Below are 15,779 nucleotides of genomic sequence, written 5' to 3'. Positions count from 1 at the left end.
GGCAGGGCCGGTCACAGGCCGGTCAGGTGTCCCCGGCCTCCGCCCGGAGCCGGCGGAGCTCGGCCGCGGCCTGGGGCAGCACGGTCGTGAGATCGCCGACGATCCCGTAGTCCGCGATCTCGAAGATGGGCGCCTCGGGGTCGTTGTTGATCGCGACGATGGTGCCGGAGGACTGCATGCCGCCCCGGTGGTGCACGGCGCCGGACACCCCGGCGCCGACGTAGAGCCGCGGCGAGACCGTCACGCCCGTCTGCCCGATCTGCGCCTCGTGGCCGATCCAGCCCTCGTCGGTCGCCACGCGCGTCGCGCCGACCGCGCCGCCGAGGGCCTCGGCCAGCTCCTCGACGTGGCTGAAGTCGCCGTTGGTCCCGCGACCGCCGACGACGACGACCTGCGCCTCCGTCAGGCTGGGGCGCCCCGACACGGGGCGCTCCGTGCGCTCGACCAGCTCGGCGTCAGCGGCCGGGGCAGGGACGTCGTGGCCGACCACCGTGGCCACGGCGCCCTCGGCCACGACCTCGGCCGGGACGGCGTTGGCCTTGAGCGCGACCACGGCGCGCTCGGCGGTCACGGCGCTGCGCAGCGTCCACGTGCCCGCGAACGCCTGCTGCACGGTGACGAGCGCGCCGTCGTCGGACCGCTCCAGGCCCGCGGCGTCGACGACCAGCCCGGCGCCGAGGTGGAAGGCCAGGTGGGCCGAGGCCTCCTTGTTCTCGAACGTCGACGTGAGCAGGACCGTCCGCGTGCCGGTCGCGTCCACCACGGCGCGCAGGAGCGCGGCCACCTGGGCGGGCAGCACCGACCCCGGCGCCACCGGCACGTGGTGCACGACGTCGGCGCCGTGCGCGCCGAGCATCCCAAGGGCCGCCTCGTCGGGGGCGGCCTCGTCGAGCCAGACCGCCTCGGGGCGGCCGATCGCCCGGGCCGCGGCGAGCAGCTCGAGCGCCGGGTTGCGCACGGTGGAGCCCTGGTGGTCGACGACCACGAGGACGTCTGCGGAGCCGGACGAGGTCATGGACACTCCTTCAGACGAGGCGGTTCTGGACTAGGAAGGCAGCCAGCCTGGTGCCGGCCTCCCCGTCGTCGGTGACGAGCACCCGGTTCTCCCGCGGCGGACGAGCAGTCGCCTCGAGCACGCGGGTCCGGGCGCCGGCGGCGCCGACCGCACCCGGGTCCACCCCCAGGTCGGCCAGGGACCAGGCCGTCACGGGCTTCTTGCGCGCGGCCATGATGCCCTTGAAGTTCGGGTACCTGGGCTGGTTCGACTGGTCGGTGACGCTGACGACGGCGGGAAGCGGTGCCCGCACGACCTCCGTGGCGTCGTCCAGGTCGCGGCGCACGCGGACCGCGCCGTCCTCGACGGACAGCTCGGCGGCGAGGGTGGCCTGCGGCAGGCCGAGCTCGGCCGCCAGCAGCGACGGGACCACCGACATCAGCCCGTCCAGCGCCGCCATGCCGGTGACGACGAGGTCGACCGGCCCGTCCTGGCCCAGTCGACGGACCGCGGCGGCGAGCACCGCGGCCGTGGAGAAGACGTCCGAGCCCGCGAGCGCGTCGTCCTGGACGTGCACCGCCTGGTCGGCTCCCATCTGCAGGGCGCGGCGGACCGCGTCCTCGGCGTCGGCGGGTCCCATGGTGACGGCCACCACCTCGCCACCGTGCGCCTCCGCGACGACCAGCGCGGCCTCGACCGCGTTCTCGTCGAGCTCGTTGAGCGTGCCGTCCCCCTGGGTCCGGTCGACCAGGCCCTCGTCGGTGAACCGACGGTCGGCCTGCACGTCCGGGACGTGCTTGACGCACACCACGATCCTCATGGGGAGCCTTTCTCGCACCGGGGAGCTCGCCGAGCAGGTTACCGGCCCCGACCCGGGCACCCCACCCGGCCTCAGCGCCCGCTGGGAATCCGTGCAGCCGTCGCGTGCGGCCGGGCGGTGCGCCGTCGGCGGACGCAGCCGTGGTGTACCGCAGACTAGGACCGCCATGACCGAACCCACGCTGCCCTCGCCCGACCCGTACCGGCTCGGTGTGCACCTGCGGGAGGACGGCGTCGACGTCGCCGTGCTCGCCTCGCACGCGACCGCGGTGGACCTGTGCCTGCTCCACCGTGACCCGGGCGGCCCCGACGGCTGGCGCGAGCGTCGCGTCCCGCTCACCGGCCCCGAACTGGGCGTCTGGCACGCGCACGTCCCCGGGGTCCGGGCCGGCCAGCACTACGGGTTCCGGGCGCACGGCCGCTGGGACCCGGCCGCCGGGACGCGGTACAACCCCGCCAAGCTGCTCGTGGACCCGTACGCGCGAGGCCTCGTCGGCAGCGTGCTGCTGGGCCAGGCGGTGCACGGCCACCGCGTCGACGCCCAGGGGCGCACGGTCGGGACCGCGCCGGAGCTGGACCCGACGGACTCCCGCGCCGCCGTGCCCCACTCCGTCGTCGTCGACGACCGGTTCGACGGCGCGCCCGTCCCCCGCCCCCGGGTGCCCTGGGCGGGGACGGTCGTCTACGAGGCGCACGTGCGCGGGCTCACGAAGGAGCTCCCCGGCGTCCCGGAGCACCTGCGCGGCACGTACGCCGGGCTGGCCCACCCGGCGACGATCGAGCACCTGCAGTCGCTCGGCGTGACGACGCTCGAGCTCCTGCCGATCCAGGCGATCGGGGACGAGCCCCACCTGACCCGCCGGGGCCTCGTCAACTACTGGGGCTACAACACGCTCGGCTTCTTCGCCCCGCACGGTGCCTACGCGACGGCGGCCGCCCGCGAGGCCGGCGCCCAGGCCGTGCTCGACGAGGTCAAGGGCATGGTCCGCCTGCTCCACGCGGCGGGGATCGAGGTGCTCCTGGACGTCGTGCTCAACCACACGTGCGAGGGCGGGACGGACGGGCTGCAGCTGTCGTGGCGCGGTCTGGACCCGACCGTCTACTACCTGCACGACGGCGGCTCGCCCGCCCGCTTCGCGGACCTCACCGGATGCGGCAACACCCTGGACTTCCGCCGCCCGCGCGTCGTCCAGCTGGCGCTGGACTCCCTGCGCTACTGGGCCGACGTCGTCGGCGTCGACGGCTTCCGGTTCGACCTCGCCGTGACCCTCGGTCGCGACGCGGACGGCTTCAACCCCGAGCACCCCTTCCTCGTCGCGCTCCAGACCGACCCCGTGCTGCGCGACCGCAAGCTCGTCGCCGAGCCGTGGGACCTCGGCCCGGGCGGGTGGCGGACCGGGCAGTTCCCGCCCCCGGTGGCGGAGTGGAACGACCGGTTCCGGGACGCCGTGCGCACCTTCTGGCTGGCGGACCCGAGCGAGGCGGCGCACGGGCGGCCCGGCCACGGGGTGCGCGACCTCGCCACGCGACTCGCCGGGTCCGCGGACCTCTTCGGCCACAGCGACCCGCCGCTGCTGCGCGGCACCGTCGCGTCGGTGAACTTCGTCACCGCGCACGACGGGTTCACGCTCGCCGACCTGGTCGCCTACGAGCACAAGCACAACGAGGCGAACGGCGAGGGCAACCAGGACGGGACGGACAACAACCGCTCGTGGAACCACGGCGTCGAGGGGCCGGTCACGGGCTCGTCCGTCGCGCTGGACATCGCCCCCCTGCGGCGGCGCTCGATGCGGAACCTGCTCGGGACGCTCCTGCTCTCGGCCGGTACGCCCATGATCACCGCGGGCGACGAGATCGGCAGGACGCAGCAGGGCAACAACAACCCGTACTGCCTGGACGACGCGACGTCGTGGGTGCACTGGGACCTCGCACCCTGGCGGCAGGACCTCCTCGCCACCACCCGGCACCTGCTGGCCCTGCGGCGGGCGTACCCGGCGCTGCGCTCCCCGCACTTCTACCTCGGCCGCCCCCGCACCGCGCCGGACGGCTCGGTCCTCGACCCGCGGCCCGACCTCGACTGGCGGACGGCCGAGGGCGTCCCGTTCCGGCACGACCAGTGGCTGGACCCGGCTGTGCGCACGCTGCAGATGATCCGGACCACGGTCGACGGCTCGGCGGCGCTCCTGGTCATCAACGGGGCGCTGGACCCGGTCGAGGTGACGCTCGCGGACGGCGCGCGCGACCACTGGGAGCTCGTGTGGGACTCCGTGGCGGAGCACCCCACCGAGGTGCGTCACGGCAACGGGTCGCCCGGCGCGGAGTCCCCGGACGGTGCTCGCACGGCGGCACCGGGCGACCGTCTGACCGTCGAGCCGCTGTCCCTGCAGGTGCACGTCTCCCGGTAGCCCGGGGGCGCCCACCACGTGGACGCCGACACTCCGTCGGCCGAGCGGGATCATGGTCGCCGGGGCGCGCGGTGAGCCGCGGGGCGCCCTTCCGGGGGCCGCTCCGGCGGGCCGGCGGGGTGCAAGCGCTTACATCTCCCGGCCGACGACGCCGCAGGTCAGCGAGGCGAGTCGGGGTGGCGCGAGCCACCGGGCACGCCACCGACCGGTGCTCGCCGCGGCGCGGAGGGCGTCCGTCCGTCCGGCCTCGGGGGCTGCGGATCGGTGGCCTCCGGGACCGCCCCGCGTGCCGGTGCCCCTCCCGCCCCGATAGTTTCTCTCCCGTGACGCAGACGCCCGCTCCCCAGCAGCCCGACCGCACCCCCGCCGCCGGTCCCGCCGAACGGTGGCCGCCGCGGAGGCCCCGCCACCACCGGCCTGCGAGCCACCGCCCCCGCCCCTGCCGCCCCTGCGACCACCCCGGAGGCACGGCCCGCCGTGACGTCCCGCCCCCTGTCCGTCGGACGCATCCCCGTCGTCGACGTGCAGCCCGTCTTGGAGGCCGGCCGCTGGTCGGCCAAGGCGGTCGTCGGGGAGGCCGTCGAGGTCACCGCCACGGTGTTCCGCGAGGGCCACGACGCCGTGGCCGCGACCGCCGTCCTCGTCGCGCCCGACGGCTCGGACCACTCCCGCGTCCGGATGGACGTGGTGAACAAGGGCCTGGACCACTACCGCGCCGACCTCGTGCCCGACGCCGAGGGTGCGTGGGGCTTCCGGGTCGAGGGCTGGTCGGACCCCTACGGCACGTGGAGCCACGACGCGGCGATCAAGGTCGGCGCCGGCGTGGACGTCGAGCTCATGCTCGCCGAGGGCGCCGCGCTGCTGGAGCGGGCGGCCGACCGGAGCGAGGTCGACGACGCGCGGCGCGCCGTGCTGCTGGACGCCGTCGGAGCGCTGCGGGACACCCACCGCGCCCCGGCGGAGCGCCTCGCGGCCGGCCTGGACGAGGCCGTCGTCGGCGTCCTGGCCGCCGCCCCCTTCCGCGAGTACGTGACCCCGTCCGCGACGTACCCGCTCCTCGTGCAGCGGGAGAAGGCGCTCGTCGGGTCGTGGTACGAGTTCTTCCCCCGCTCGGAGGGCGCCGTCCTCGACGAGACGACGGGCCGCTGGCGCTCCGGCACGCTGCGCACCGCGGCCGAGCGGCTGCCCGCGATCGCGGCGATGGGCTTCGACGTCGTCTACCTCACGCCGGTCCACCCGATCGGCACCACGCATCGCAAGGGCCGCAACAACTCCCTGAGCACGGAGCCGGGCGACCCGGGCTCGCCCTACGCGATCGGATCGGCCGAGGGCGGCCACGACGCGATCCACCCCGAGCTGGGCACCTTCGAGGACTTCGACTGGTTCGTCGAGCAGGCGCGGGCTCAGGGGTTGGAGGTCGCCCTCGACGTCGCCCTCCAGTGCTCCCCCGACCACCCGTGGGTCACCGCGCACCCCGAGTGGTTCACGACGCGGATCGACGGCTCGATCGCCTACGCGGAGAACCCGCCGAAGAAGTACCAGGACATCTACCCGCTCAACTTCGACAACGACCCCGAGGGCATCTACCACGAGATGCGCCGGGTCCTGCAGGTGTGGATCGACCACGGCGTCACGGCCTTCCGCGTCGACAACCCGCACACCAAGCCGCTCGTGTTCTGGGAGCGGATCCTGCGCGACATCGCGGCGGACCACCCCGAGGTCGTGTTCCTCTCCGAGGCGTTCACGCGCCCGGCGATGATGCACACGCTCGCGAAGATCGGCTTCCACCAGTCCTACACGTACTTCACGTGGCGCAACACCAAGGCGGAGATCGAGGAGTACCTCACGGAGGTCTCGGGTGAGGCGGCCGCGTACATGCGCCCGAGCTTCTGGCCGACGACCCACGACATCCTCACGCCCTACATGCAGCACGGCGGCGCGGCCGCCTTCGCCATCCGGGCCGTCCTGGCCGCGACCGGGTCGCCCACGTGGGGCATCTACTCCGGCTACGAGCTGGTGGAGAACGTGCCCCGGCCCGGCGTCGAGGAGCAGATCGACAACGAGAAGTACGAGTTCAAGCCGCGTGACTGGGCGGTCGCGGAGGAGATCGGCATCGCCCGCCTCCTGGGCCAGCTCAACGCGATCCGGCGCGAGCACCCGGCGCTGCAGCGGCTGCGGGGCCTGACGGTGCACCCCACGTCCGACGACGCCCTCGTCGCGTTCTCCCGCCGGGTCACCGCGGCGCAGTCGCCGACCGGCGTCGAGGACACGGTCGTCGTCGTCGTGAACACCGACCCGCACCACACGCGCGACGGCGTCGTCCAGCTCGACCTCGCCGCGCTGGGCCTGCCCGCCCCGGTGGGCGACGAGCCGGTGCTCGCCGCCCACGACCTGCTCTCCGGCGCCGTGTACGCCTGGGGTGCCCGCCCCTACGTCCGCCTCGACCCGTGGGCCCAGTGCGCCCACGTCATCCACGTGAGGACCCTGTGAGCTCCACCCCCTCGTCCCCCCGTCCCGACCCCGCACCCGTGGACACGGGCGCCCTGCGCGTGGTGGACCCGGCAGAGGCCCTGCCGCCCCGTCCGCAGCCGTCCGCCCCCTCGCGCCCCGCGGCGGGCGGCGGCCTCGCGGAGGACCCCGACTGGTACAAGAAGGCCGTCTTCTACGAGGTCATGCTGCGGTCCTTCAGCGACTCCACCGGGGCGGGGTCCGGGGACCTGCGCGGCCTCATCGAGCGCCTGGACTACCTCCAGTGGCTCGGCGTGGACTGCCTGTGGCTGCCGCCGTTCTACCCCTCGCCGCTGCGCGACGGCGGGTACGACGTCGCCGACTACACGGCCATCGCCCCGCAGTACGGCACGATCCAGGACTTCACCGAGCTCATGGAGCAGTGCCACGCGCGCGGCATGCGGGTCGTCATCGACCTGGTCATGAACCACACCAGCGACCAGCACCCCTGGTTCCAGTCCTCCCGCTCCGACCCCGAGGGGCCGTACGGCGACTTCTACGTGTGGAGCGACGACAACACGCGGTACGAGGACGCGCGCATCATCTTCGTCGACACCGAGACGTCGAACTGGACGTTCGACCCGGTGCGCCGGCAGTACTTCTGGCACCGGTTCTTCAGCCACCAGCCGGACCTCAACTTCGAGAACCCGCACGTGCGGGAGGCCATGCTCGACGTCGCACGGTTCTGGCTGCGCCTGGGCGTGGACGGGTTCCGGCTCGACGCGGTGCCGTACCTCTTCGAGGAGGAGGGCACCAACTGCGAGAACCTGCCCCGGACCCACGAGTACCTCGCGGAGATCCGGCGGATGGTCGACCAGGAGTTCCCCGGGCGCATCATGCTCGCGGAGGCCAACCAGTGGCCCGAGGACGTCGCGCCGTACTACGGCACGGACACCGACCCCGAGTGCCACATGTGCTTCCACTTCCCGGTGATGCCGCGCATCTACTACTCGATCAAGGACCAGCGCGCCACCTCGATCGTGGACATCCTCGCCGACACCCCCGACATCCCGAGCGCCGGCCAGTGGAGCACGTTCCTGCGCAACCACGACGAGCTCACCCTCGAGATGGTCTCCACGGAGGAGCGCGCGTCGATGTACGGCTGGTACGCCCCGGACCCCCGGATGCGTGCCAACGTCGGCATCCGCCGGCGGCTCGCCCCGCTGCTGGACAACTCGCGTGCGGAGATCGAGCTCGCGCACGCCCTGCTCCTGTCGCTGCCGGGCAGCCCGTGCCTGTACTACGGCGACGAGATCGGCATGGGGGACAACATCTGGCTGCCCGACCGCGACGCGGTGCGCACCCCGATGCAGTGGACGCCCGACCGCAACTCGGGCTTCTCCACGGCTGACCCCGGGAAGCTGTACCTGCCCGTCGTGCAGTCGCTCGTGCACCACTACACGACCACGAACGTCGAGGCGCAGCTGGCCCAGCCCGCCTCCCTCCTGCACTGGGTGCACGGCATGCTCACGGTCCGCCGGCAGCACCCCGCCTTCGGGCTCGGCACGTTCACCGCCCTGCGCACCGACGACGAGGCGGTGCTCGCGTACCTGCGCTCGACGCCGGAGGAGACCGTCCTGTGCGTCGCCAACATGGCGGCGACCCCGCGCGCGACGAAGGTCCACGTGCCCCGCCAGGCCGGGCACGTCCTGCGGGACGTGTTCGGCGGAGCCCCGTTCTCCACGGTCGGCTCCGACGGCGAGGTGTTCGTGACCCTCGGCTCGCGCGACTTCTTCTGGCTGACCGTCGACCCGCCGGGGACGCCCACGGACGGCTGACCGGCTCCCCACGCGCCCCGTCAGCCCTCGGGCGCGCACCGACCACCGGAGGTGGCATGACCCCGCCCAGCACCACGGACCACCCGCTCACCGCCCGCCCCCCGGCAGACGACGGCGTCATGGCGGCGCTCGAGTCGTGGCTGCCGGGTCGGCGCTGGTTCCCGGCGAAGGGCACCGCCGGCTCGTTCCAGCGCGTCGCCGTCCTGGACCTCGAGGACCCCGAGGGGCAGGGGCGCGTGGGGCTCCACCTGCTGCGCCTCCCGTCCGGCGCCCTGCTCCAGGTCCCTCTCGTCCTGCGGGCGGACGACGGCGGGCTGCCCGAGGCCGCCGTCGTCGGGCGCACGCCGGACGGCACGGTGGTCGTGGACGGCTGCCACGACCCCGCGTTCGTGCGGGCGTGGCTCGCTGCCGCGGAGCGGCCGGAGCCCGGGGACGCCGTGGGCACGCCCGACCTGACCGGCATGCGGGTGCTCTCCGGCGAGCAGTCCAACACCTCCGTGATCCTGCCGACGCTGGACCCGCCGGCCATCCTCAAGGTGTTCCGGGGCGTCAGCACCGGTGCCAACCCGGACGTGGAGGTGCCGCTGGCGCTCAGCGAGGCGGGGTGGCGCGGCGTACCGCGACCGCTCGCCTGGCTCACGGGTGCATGGCCGGCCGACCCGTCCCGGTCGGAGCCCGTCCCCGGGGACGCCGAGGCCACGAGGGCGGCCGAGACCGGTCACCTGGGGGTCCTCAGCGAGCTCGTCCTGGGCGCGGAGGACGGCTTCGAGCTCGCGTGCCGGTACGCGGCCGAGGGGGCGTCGTTCGGCGCCCTCGCCGAGGACCTGGGCCGCACGACGGCGCAGATGCACGCCGCGCTGCGGTCGGCCCTGCCGACGGCGTCCGCGGGGAACGCCCCCGCGCACGGCGTCGTGGCGGTGCTGCGCTCCCGGGCGGCGGCCGCCGTCGCGGCGGCCCCGGTCCTCGCGGACCGCGCGCCCGCGGTCGAGGGCCTGTTCGGCGAGGTCGAGCGCCTGACCGACCTCCCCCCGCTGCAGCGCGTGCACGGCGACTACCACCTGGGTCAGGTCCTGCACTCGGCCGACCGGGGCTGGTCCGTCCTGGACTTCGAGGGCGAGCCCTCCGCCTCCGAGGCGGAGCGGAACCGTCCCGACCTCGCGCTGCGCGACCTCGCGGGGATGCTGCGCTCCCTCGACTACGCCGCGGCCGTCGGTGGCGCCGCCTCCGCCTGGTGGGCCGAGGAGTCGCGCGCGCGCCTGGTCGACGGCTACCTCACGGAGGCCGGGGTGGCGGAGGGAGCCGCGGCCTCCACGGGCACGGCAGGGGCGGCCGCGGGCACCACGACCGGGCTGCTGCGCGCCCTCGAGCTGGACAAGGCGCTGTACGAGGTCGTCTACGAGTCGCGCAACCGGCCGTCGTGGGTGCACATCCCCCTGGACGGCGTCGACCGCCTCCTCGCGCGGACGCGCTGACAGGCCTGCAGGGCACGCCGCGGGACCATCACGATCAAGGGCTGACTCCTCCGTGCACGGCCGGGAGCAGCGTGGGAGGGTAAAGACCATGAGCACCAAGCCCCCGTCACCGGCCCAGCCGGCACCTCGGCACGTCGCCCGCGAAGAGCTCGAGGCCCTCGCCTCCGGCGCTCACGTCGACCCCCACCGGGTGCTCGGCGCGCACCTCGATGCGGGCAGCGTCACGGTCCGCGCGCTGCGCCCGCTCGCCGACGCGGTCGTGGTCGTCACCCCGGACGGCGAGCACGAGGCGCAGCACGAGCACCAGGGCGTGTGGGTCACCACCTTCGCCGCCGACGAGGTGCCCGACTACCGCCTCCGGGTCACCTACGGCGACCACGTCACCACCACCGACGACCCGTACCGCTTCCTGCCGACCCTCGGCGAGATGGACCTGCACCTCGTGGCCGAGGGACGCCACGAGGAGCTGTGGACCGTGCTGGGCGCCAACCCCCGCACGTACCCGAGCGTCCTGGGCGAGGTGCGGGGCACGTCCTTCGCGGTGTGGGCACCGAACGCCCGTGCCGTGCGGCTGGTCGGTGACTTCAACCACTGGCAGGGCGCGGCCCACGTGCTGCGCACCCTCGGCAGCAGCGGCGTGTGGGAGATCTTCGTGCCGGGCGTCGGCCCGGGCGCGCGCTACAAGTTCGAGATCCTCACCGCCGACGGGTCGTGGCGGCAGAAGGCCGACCCCATGGCCAAGGGCACCGAGGTGCCGCCGGCGACGGCCTCCGTGGTCGTCGAGTCGACGCACGACTGGCACGACGCGGCGTGGCTGGAGCGTCGCGCCGCCTCCGACCCGCACCACGGCCCCCTCAGCATCTACGAGGTGCACCTCGGCTCCTGGCGACCCGGCCTCAGCTACCGGGAGCTCGCCGACCAGCTGACGGAGTACGTGCTGGAGATGGGCTTCACCCACGTGGAGCTCATGCCGGTCGCCGAGCACCCCTTCGGCGGCTCCTGGGGCTACCAGGTCAGCTCCTACTACGCGCCGACGTCGCGCTTCGGCCACCCGGACGACTTCCGCTACCTGGTCGACCGCCTCCACCAGGCGGGGATCGGCGTCATCCTCGACTGGGTGCCCGCGCACTTCCCCAAGGACGAGTGGGCGCTGGGCCGGTTCGACGGGACGCCCCTGTACGAGCACCCGGACCCGCTGCTCGGGGAGCAGCCGGACTGGGGCACGTTCGTCTTCAACTTCGGCCGGAACGAGGTGCGCAACTTCCTCGTCGCCAACGCCACGTACTGGCTCGAGGAGTTCCACGTCGACGGCCTGCGCGTCGACGCGGTCGCGTCGATGCTCTACCTCGACTACTCGCGCAGCCACGGGCAGTGGCGCCCCAACATCCACGGCGGCCGGGAGAACCTCGAGGCCATCCGCTTCATCCAGGAGGCCAACGCCACGGCGTACCGCCGCACCCCGGGCGTCATGATGATCGCCGAGGAGTCCACCGCCTGGCCGGGCGTCACGACGCCCACGGACCACGGCGGCCTGGGGTTCGGCCTGAAGTGGAACATGGGCTGGATGAACGACACCCTCCGGTACGTCGCGGAGGAGCCCATCAACCGGCGCTACCACCACCACGAGGTGACGTTCTCCCTCGTCTACGCGTTCTCGGAGCACTTCGTCCTGCCCATCAGCCACGACGAGGTCGTGCACGGCAAGGGCTCGCTCATCGGCAAGATGCCGGGCGACGAGTGGCAGGAGACCGCCGGGCTGCGCGGCCTCCTCGCCTACCAGTGGTCGCACCCCGGCAAGCAGCTGCTCTTCATGGGCAGCGAGTTCGGCCAGACCGCCGAGTGGAGCGAGAGCCGCAGCCTGGACTGGCACCTGCTGCAGTACGACCGTCACGCCGGCGTCAGCCGGCTCGTGACGGACCTCAACCGTGTCTACCGCGAGGAGCCGTCGTTCTGGCGGCTCGACGCGGACCCCGCGGGCTTCGAGTGGATCGACGCCCAGGACGCCGGGCACAACGTCCTGTCGTACATCCGACGGGACGGTACGGGCCGCAGCGTCGTCGTCGTCGTGAACTTCGCGGGGACGGTGCACGAGGAGTACCACCTGGGCCTGCCGCACGGCGGGACGTGGCGCGAGGCGCTCAACACCGACAGCGAGGTCTACGGCGGCTCCGGCGTGGGCAACCTCGGCCGGGTCGAGGCGGTCGCCCAGCCGCGGCACGCGCAGAGCCACTCCGTGCGGCTGCGGGTCCCCGCGCTCGGCGCGATCTTCCTCGTCCCCGAGGACCAGGCGCCCTCGACCGCGTGAGACGAGGACGGGCCGGGGCGACGTGACGTCGCCCCGGCCCGTCCGTCCTTCTCCTGGCGGACGTGCGCCGCGGGAGTGGGTGCACCCTCGGCAGTCCACCCCGGTCGGTGCCCCCTGGTCAGGGCGCCCTGGTCAGTACAGCGCGCTCGCCAGCGCGCGACGCGCGGTCATGACGCGCGGGTCCGTGTCGCCGACCACGGCGAAGAGCTCCACCAGCCGGACCCGCGCCCGCTCGCGGTCGTCGCCCGCGGTGCGCCGGACCGTGTCTACCAGGCGGGTGAACGCGTCCTCCACCTTCCCGCCGAGGACGTCGAGGTCGGCGACCAGGAGCTGCGCCTCGACGTCCGTCGCGTCCGCGGCTGCGGCGGCCCGCGCCGTCGCCGGGTCGACGTCCTGCGTGCGGCGCAGGAGCTCCACCTGGGCCAGACCGATCCGGGCGTCCTCGTCGCGCGGGTTCTCCGCGAGCGCCCTGGTGTAGGCGGACGCGGCCGCGTCGAGGTCGTCGCGCTCGATGGCGTCGTACGCCTCCTGGTGCAGCGGCGGGAGCGGCGGCTCCTCGGGCTCCGGCGCCTCGCCACCGACGTCGACACGGCCGGTGACCCCGTTCGCCTCGGCCATCTGGAGCACCTGGTCCACGACGGCGCGCACCTGCTCCGCGGTGGCCTGCTCGAGCGGTGGCAGCGGGACCGCCTGCCCCTTCACCACGGCGACGACGGTGCTGCCGGACTGCGCGGACACCGCCTGCGCGACCTGCGGGCTGCGCTCGACGTCGATGCGGCCGACGAGGAGCCGGCCGCCCAGCTCGCCCGCGATCTGGACGAGGGTCGCGGTGACGGAGGTGCTCGCCGCGTCCCCCGCCGCCCACAGGGAGAGCAGCACCGGCACCTCGACGGAGCGCTGCACCACCTCCGGGAAGGTGGCCTCCGTGACGTCGACGACCACGCCGGCCGCGACGCCGTCGTCCCCCGCCGGTGCGGCGCCCGCGGGACCGCCGGGTGCCGGGGCGGGCGGGCGCCCGAGGGCTGAGAGGTCGACCGCGCCACGCACGTCGAGGCGCGGGCGGGGGCCGGTGGGCTGCGTCATGCGGGACTCTCCGGGAAGGTCGGGACTCAGGCTCCGGTGGCGCCGGTCAGCGAGAACTCGCCGCCGAGCAGCGTGACCTGCTCGTCGCTGCCGGCCGGCGGGACGTCGAAGGCAACGGTACCGACGAAGGTGAGCTCGAGGGACGAGGCGAGCGTCGTCGCGCCACCCAGGAAGGCCGCCGTCGCGGGGTCCACCGTGAGGGTGCTGTCCTGGAGGGCGATGGAGATCGTCAGCCGGAAGCCGCCGGTGACGATGGCCCCCCCGTCCGCGGTGCCGATCGCGACGGGGCCCTCCTCCAGCGGCATGATGCTCTCCGTGACGGTGCCCCCGTTCGCGGCGGTCTGCGCGTACGCCTGGCGCAGCCCTGTGAGGTTCTCCCGCAAGGGGTCCGCGCCGAACAGCCCCGCGTGCGGGGACGCGTCGCCGTTGGTCAGGACGTCCACGTAGCGCTGCATGAGCTCCGCGGGCGGCACGAGGACGTCCGTGGAGTCCGGCGGGACGGGCGCGTTGCCCACCTCGGGCTGTGCGGTCGGGGGCATCTGCGTCCCGGGGAAGAGGCGCACCCAGGCCCACAGCCGGTACGGGTCACGCGGCCCCTCCTGGACGAGGGTGAGCAGCAGCGGCGCCTGCAGGTCCGCCGGCGGCTCCGTGACGACGACCATCGTGCGCGGCCACTCGTCCGTCGCCGTGGTGACGATGGTCTGCGCGGCCTCGGGCAGCGGGGTGACGGCCCCCTCGGCGCCGGCCGCCGCGAGCGTGTACTCGGCGGTGCGCAGCGTCGCTGCGGGGCCAGTGACGCGGGTGGCCGCCGGGTCGACCGCCTTCGCGGCGTCCGCAGCCGCGACCGCCTCGGCCATCGCTGCGAGCACGTCCTCCGCCTGCTCCGGCGTGACGGAGGACGACGGCGTCGCGGGGACCGGCTCGGGGGACGGTGTCGGCAGCGGCTGGGCGCACCCGGCCAGCAGGGCCGCGCCCACCACGGCACCGAGCGCACGGGCGGGTGGGGGGACACGGAAGCCGTGACGGCGCGTCATCGTGCTCCTCCCTCGTCGTCGGTCCGTCGGTCGTCCGGGGTGTCGTCCGCATCCGGTCGGGCCGGGGCCTTCGGGGCAGCGGCGTCCGCGGTGTCGCCGCCCGACCCGCCGGTCGCCGCGTCACCACCGCCCGGCAGTCCCCAGGTCTGACGCCACGCGGACGGGGCGCGGGCAGGCGCGGGTGCCGACGGCGCGGGAGCGGGTGACGACGGGGCGGGAGCGGGTGCCGACGGCGCGGGGGGCGGCGACGCCGGCGCTGCGTCGTCCGGCTGCGCCGGCGCTGCGTCGTGCGGGGCCGGGGCCGCGCCGCTGGGGCGGGCCGGCGTCGGGCGCACCGGGCGCACCGGGGTGGTGCCCGGTGCCGCGTCCGCGGGCGGTCCACCCGTCGCCCGAGCGGGCCGGATGTCGGCCGGGGTCGGCGGGGCGACGGGCATCGGCGTAGTGGCCGACGGGTCGTCCGACGTCGCCGCGGCGCCGGCGGTCGTGCGCGTCTGCAGCTCCCGCATCTCCCGTCGTGTGAGCGGCCGGTCTCCCGCCGCAGCAGTCCCGTCGGCCTGCGCGCCGGAGCCTGGCGGCCGGCTGGTCAGTGCGGGGTCCGAGGCGCCCACCGACGCGACCGGGCGAGCCCGTCGCGATCGCAGCGCGAAGAGCAGCAGCACCAGGCCGGCGAGGAGCAGGAGGCCACCGACGACCAGCCCGGGGACCAGCCACGGGGTCGTGACGGTCTGCGGCCAGGACAGCGTGAGGGTGGGCTGGACGGCGGGGTCGACCGAGGCGACGAGGACGCTCCACCGTCCGTCCTGCGCCTCCCAGACGAGCTCCGCGGTCCCCTCGCCCGAGACCTCCTCGACCCACAGGTCGGAGCCGCGGGGGTCGGGAGCGGCGGCCTGCTCCGCTCCCCCGGCGCCGCCGTCGGTCGCGAGCGTCGTGCGGTCGGCCAGCCCGGTGACCCGGGTGACCGGGTCCTCGCCGACCCACCCCTCGACGTCGACGGTGCGGCCCAGCGCGACGGCGACGGTCGCGCCGTCGGCCTCGGCCCGGACCGTGACGTCGTCGGCCGCGAGGTCGAGGACCCCCGGGTCCGTCATGAGCAGGGTGCCGTCGGCCGTGGCCGACGCCGTGAGCGTGTCCGGCGCCCGCCAGACGGTGGCGGACGCCACGGCCAGGCCGGCGACGACGAGGCCCAGGACGCACAGGAGCGCCCCCAGAGCGCGCTGGAGCACGAGCAGATCCCTTCGGAGGTGACGATCAACCATAGGTCAGGCCCCTGTCCGTGGTCGCCTCGAGCGGGACGGGCCCCGTTCGGCGACCGTTACCCTGAGAGACGGTGCGGCGGCAGCCACCGCAGCACCGGCCGTCGTCCACGGCGCGGCAAGGCGCC

10 protein-coding genes are annotated in these 15,779 nt (G+C 74.7%); 5 read left to right on the top strand and 5 right to left on the bottom strand.

Annotation, left to right across the window (positions count from 1 at the left end; genetic code table 11):
• Positions 1 to 22: 22 nt before the first annotated feature.
• Both LG379_RS06380 and LG379_RS06375 read right to left on the bottom strand, forming a co-directional pair.
• Positions 23 to 1,015 (bottom strand): electron transfer flavoprotein subunit alpha/FixB family protein, encoded by a 993-nt coding sequence (locus LG379_RS06380; protein ID WP_225753746.1) that lies wholly within the window; start codon positions 1,013 to 1,015, stop codon positions 23 to 25.
• A 10-nt stretch (positions 1,016 to 1,025) separates the two neighbouring features.
• Positions 1,026 to 1,814, bottom strand: a complete 789-nt coding sequence (locus tag LG379_RS06375) for an electron transfer flavoprotein subunit beta/FixA family protein (protein WP_225753745.1) — start codon at positions 1,812 to 1,814, stop codon at positions 1,026 to 1,028.
• Between the two features lie 166 nt (positions 1,815 to 1,980).
• Here LG379_RS06375 and glgX point away from each other — a divergent pair, with 166 nt between their 5' ends.
• The 5 genes from glgX (at position 1,981) to glgB (ending at position 12,281) form a co-directional block, all read left to right on the top strand.
• On the top strand, positions 1,981 to 4,218 hold the full coding sequence (gene glgX / locus LG379_RS06370; RefSeq protein WP_225753744.1) for a glycogen debranching protein GlgX: 2,238 nt from the start codon (positions 1,981 to 1,983) through the stop codon (positions 4,216 to 4,218).
• A gap of 477 nt (positions 4,219 to 4,695) precedes the next feature.
• Positions 4,696 to 6,708, top strand: a complete 2,013-nt coding sequence (locus tag LG379_RS06365) for an alpha-1,4-glucan--maltose-1-phosphate maltosyltransferase (RefSeq protein WP_225753743.1) — start codon at positions 4,696 to 4,698, stop codon at positions 6,706 to 6,708.
• Positions 6,705 to 8,504 (top strand): maltose alpha-D-glucosyltransferase, encoded by a 1,800-nt coding sequence (gene treS / locus LG379_RS06360; protein ID WP_370634449.1) that lies wholly within the window; start codon positions 6,705 to 6,707, stop codon positions 8,502 to 8,504. The genes LG379_RS06365 and treS overlap by 4 nt, the downstream gene beginning before the upstream one ends.
• Before the next feature lie 56 nt (positions 8,505 to 8,560).
• Complete coding sequence (locus LG379_RS06355; RefSeq protein ID WP_225753742.1) at positions 8,561 to 9,976, top strand: phosphotransferase; 1,416 nt, start codon at positions 8,561 to 8,563, stop codon at positions 9,974 to 9,976.
• Between the two features lie 88 nt (positions 9,977 to 10,064).
• A complete protein-coding gene (gene glgB / locus LG379_RS06350; protein WP_225753741.1) occupies positions 10,065 to 12,281 on the top strand; it encodes a 1,4-alpha-glucan branching protein GlgB in 2,217 nt (738 codons plus the stop codon).
• Positions 12,282 to 12,413: 132 nt separating this feature from the next.
• On the opposite strand, the gene LG379_RS06345 is transcribed toward glgB, so the two are convergent.
• From LG379_RS06345 to LG379_RS06335, 3 genes are read right to left on the bottom strand one after another with little or no spacing between them, the layout of a single operon-like run.
• Complete coding sequence (locus LG379_RS06345) at positions 12,414 to 13,364, bottom strand: tetratricopeptide repeat protein (RefSeq protein ID WP_225753740.1); 951 nt, start codon at positions 13,362 to 13,364, stop codon at positions 12,414 to 12,416.
• A 26-nt stretch (positions 13,365 to 13,390) separates the two neighbouring features.
• Positions 13,391 to 14,398: a hypothetical protein gene (locus tag LG379_RS06340; protein ID WP_225753739.1), complete on the bottom strand. Its 1,008-nt coding sequence runs from the start codon at positions 14,396 to 14,398 to the stop codon at positions 13,391 to 13,393.
• Complete coding sequence (locus LG379_RS06335) at positions 14,395 to 15,621, bottom strand: hypothetical protein (protein ID WP_225753738.1); 1,227 nt, start codon at positions 15,619 to 15,621, stop codon at positions 14,395 to 14,397. Before LG379_RS06335 ends, LG379_RS06340 begins: the two co-directional genes overlap by 4 nt.
• Positions 15,622 to 15,779: the final 158 nt, after the last annotated feature.

Source organism: Actinotalea sp. Marseille-Q4924 (assembly GCF_916618755.1).
Lineage (GTDB): Bacteria > Actinomycetota > Actinomycetes > Actinomycetales > Cellulomonadaceae > Actinotalea.
This window is presented reverse-complemented; position numbering and strand designations above follow the sequence as displayed.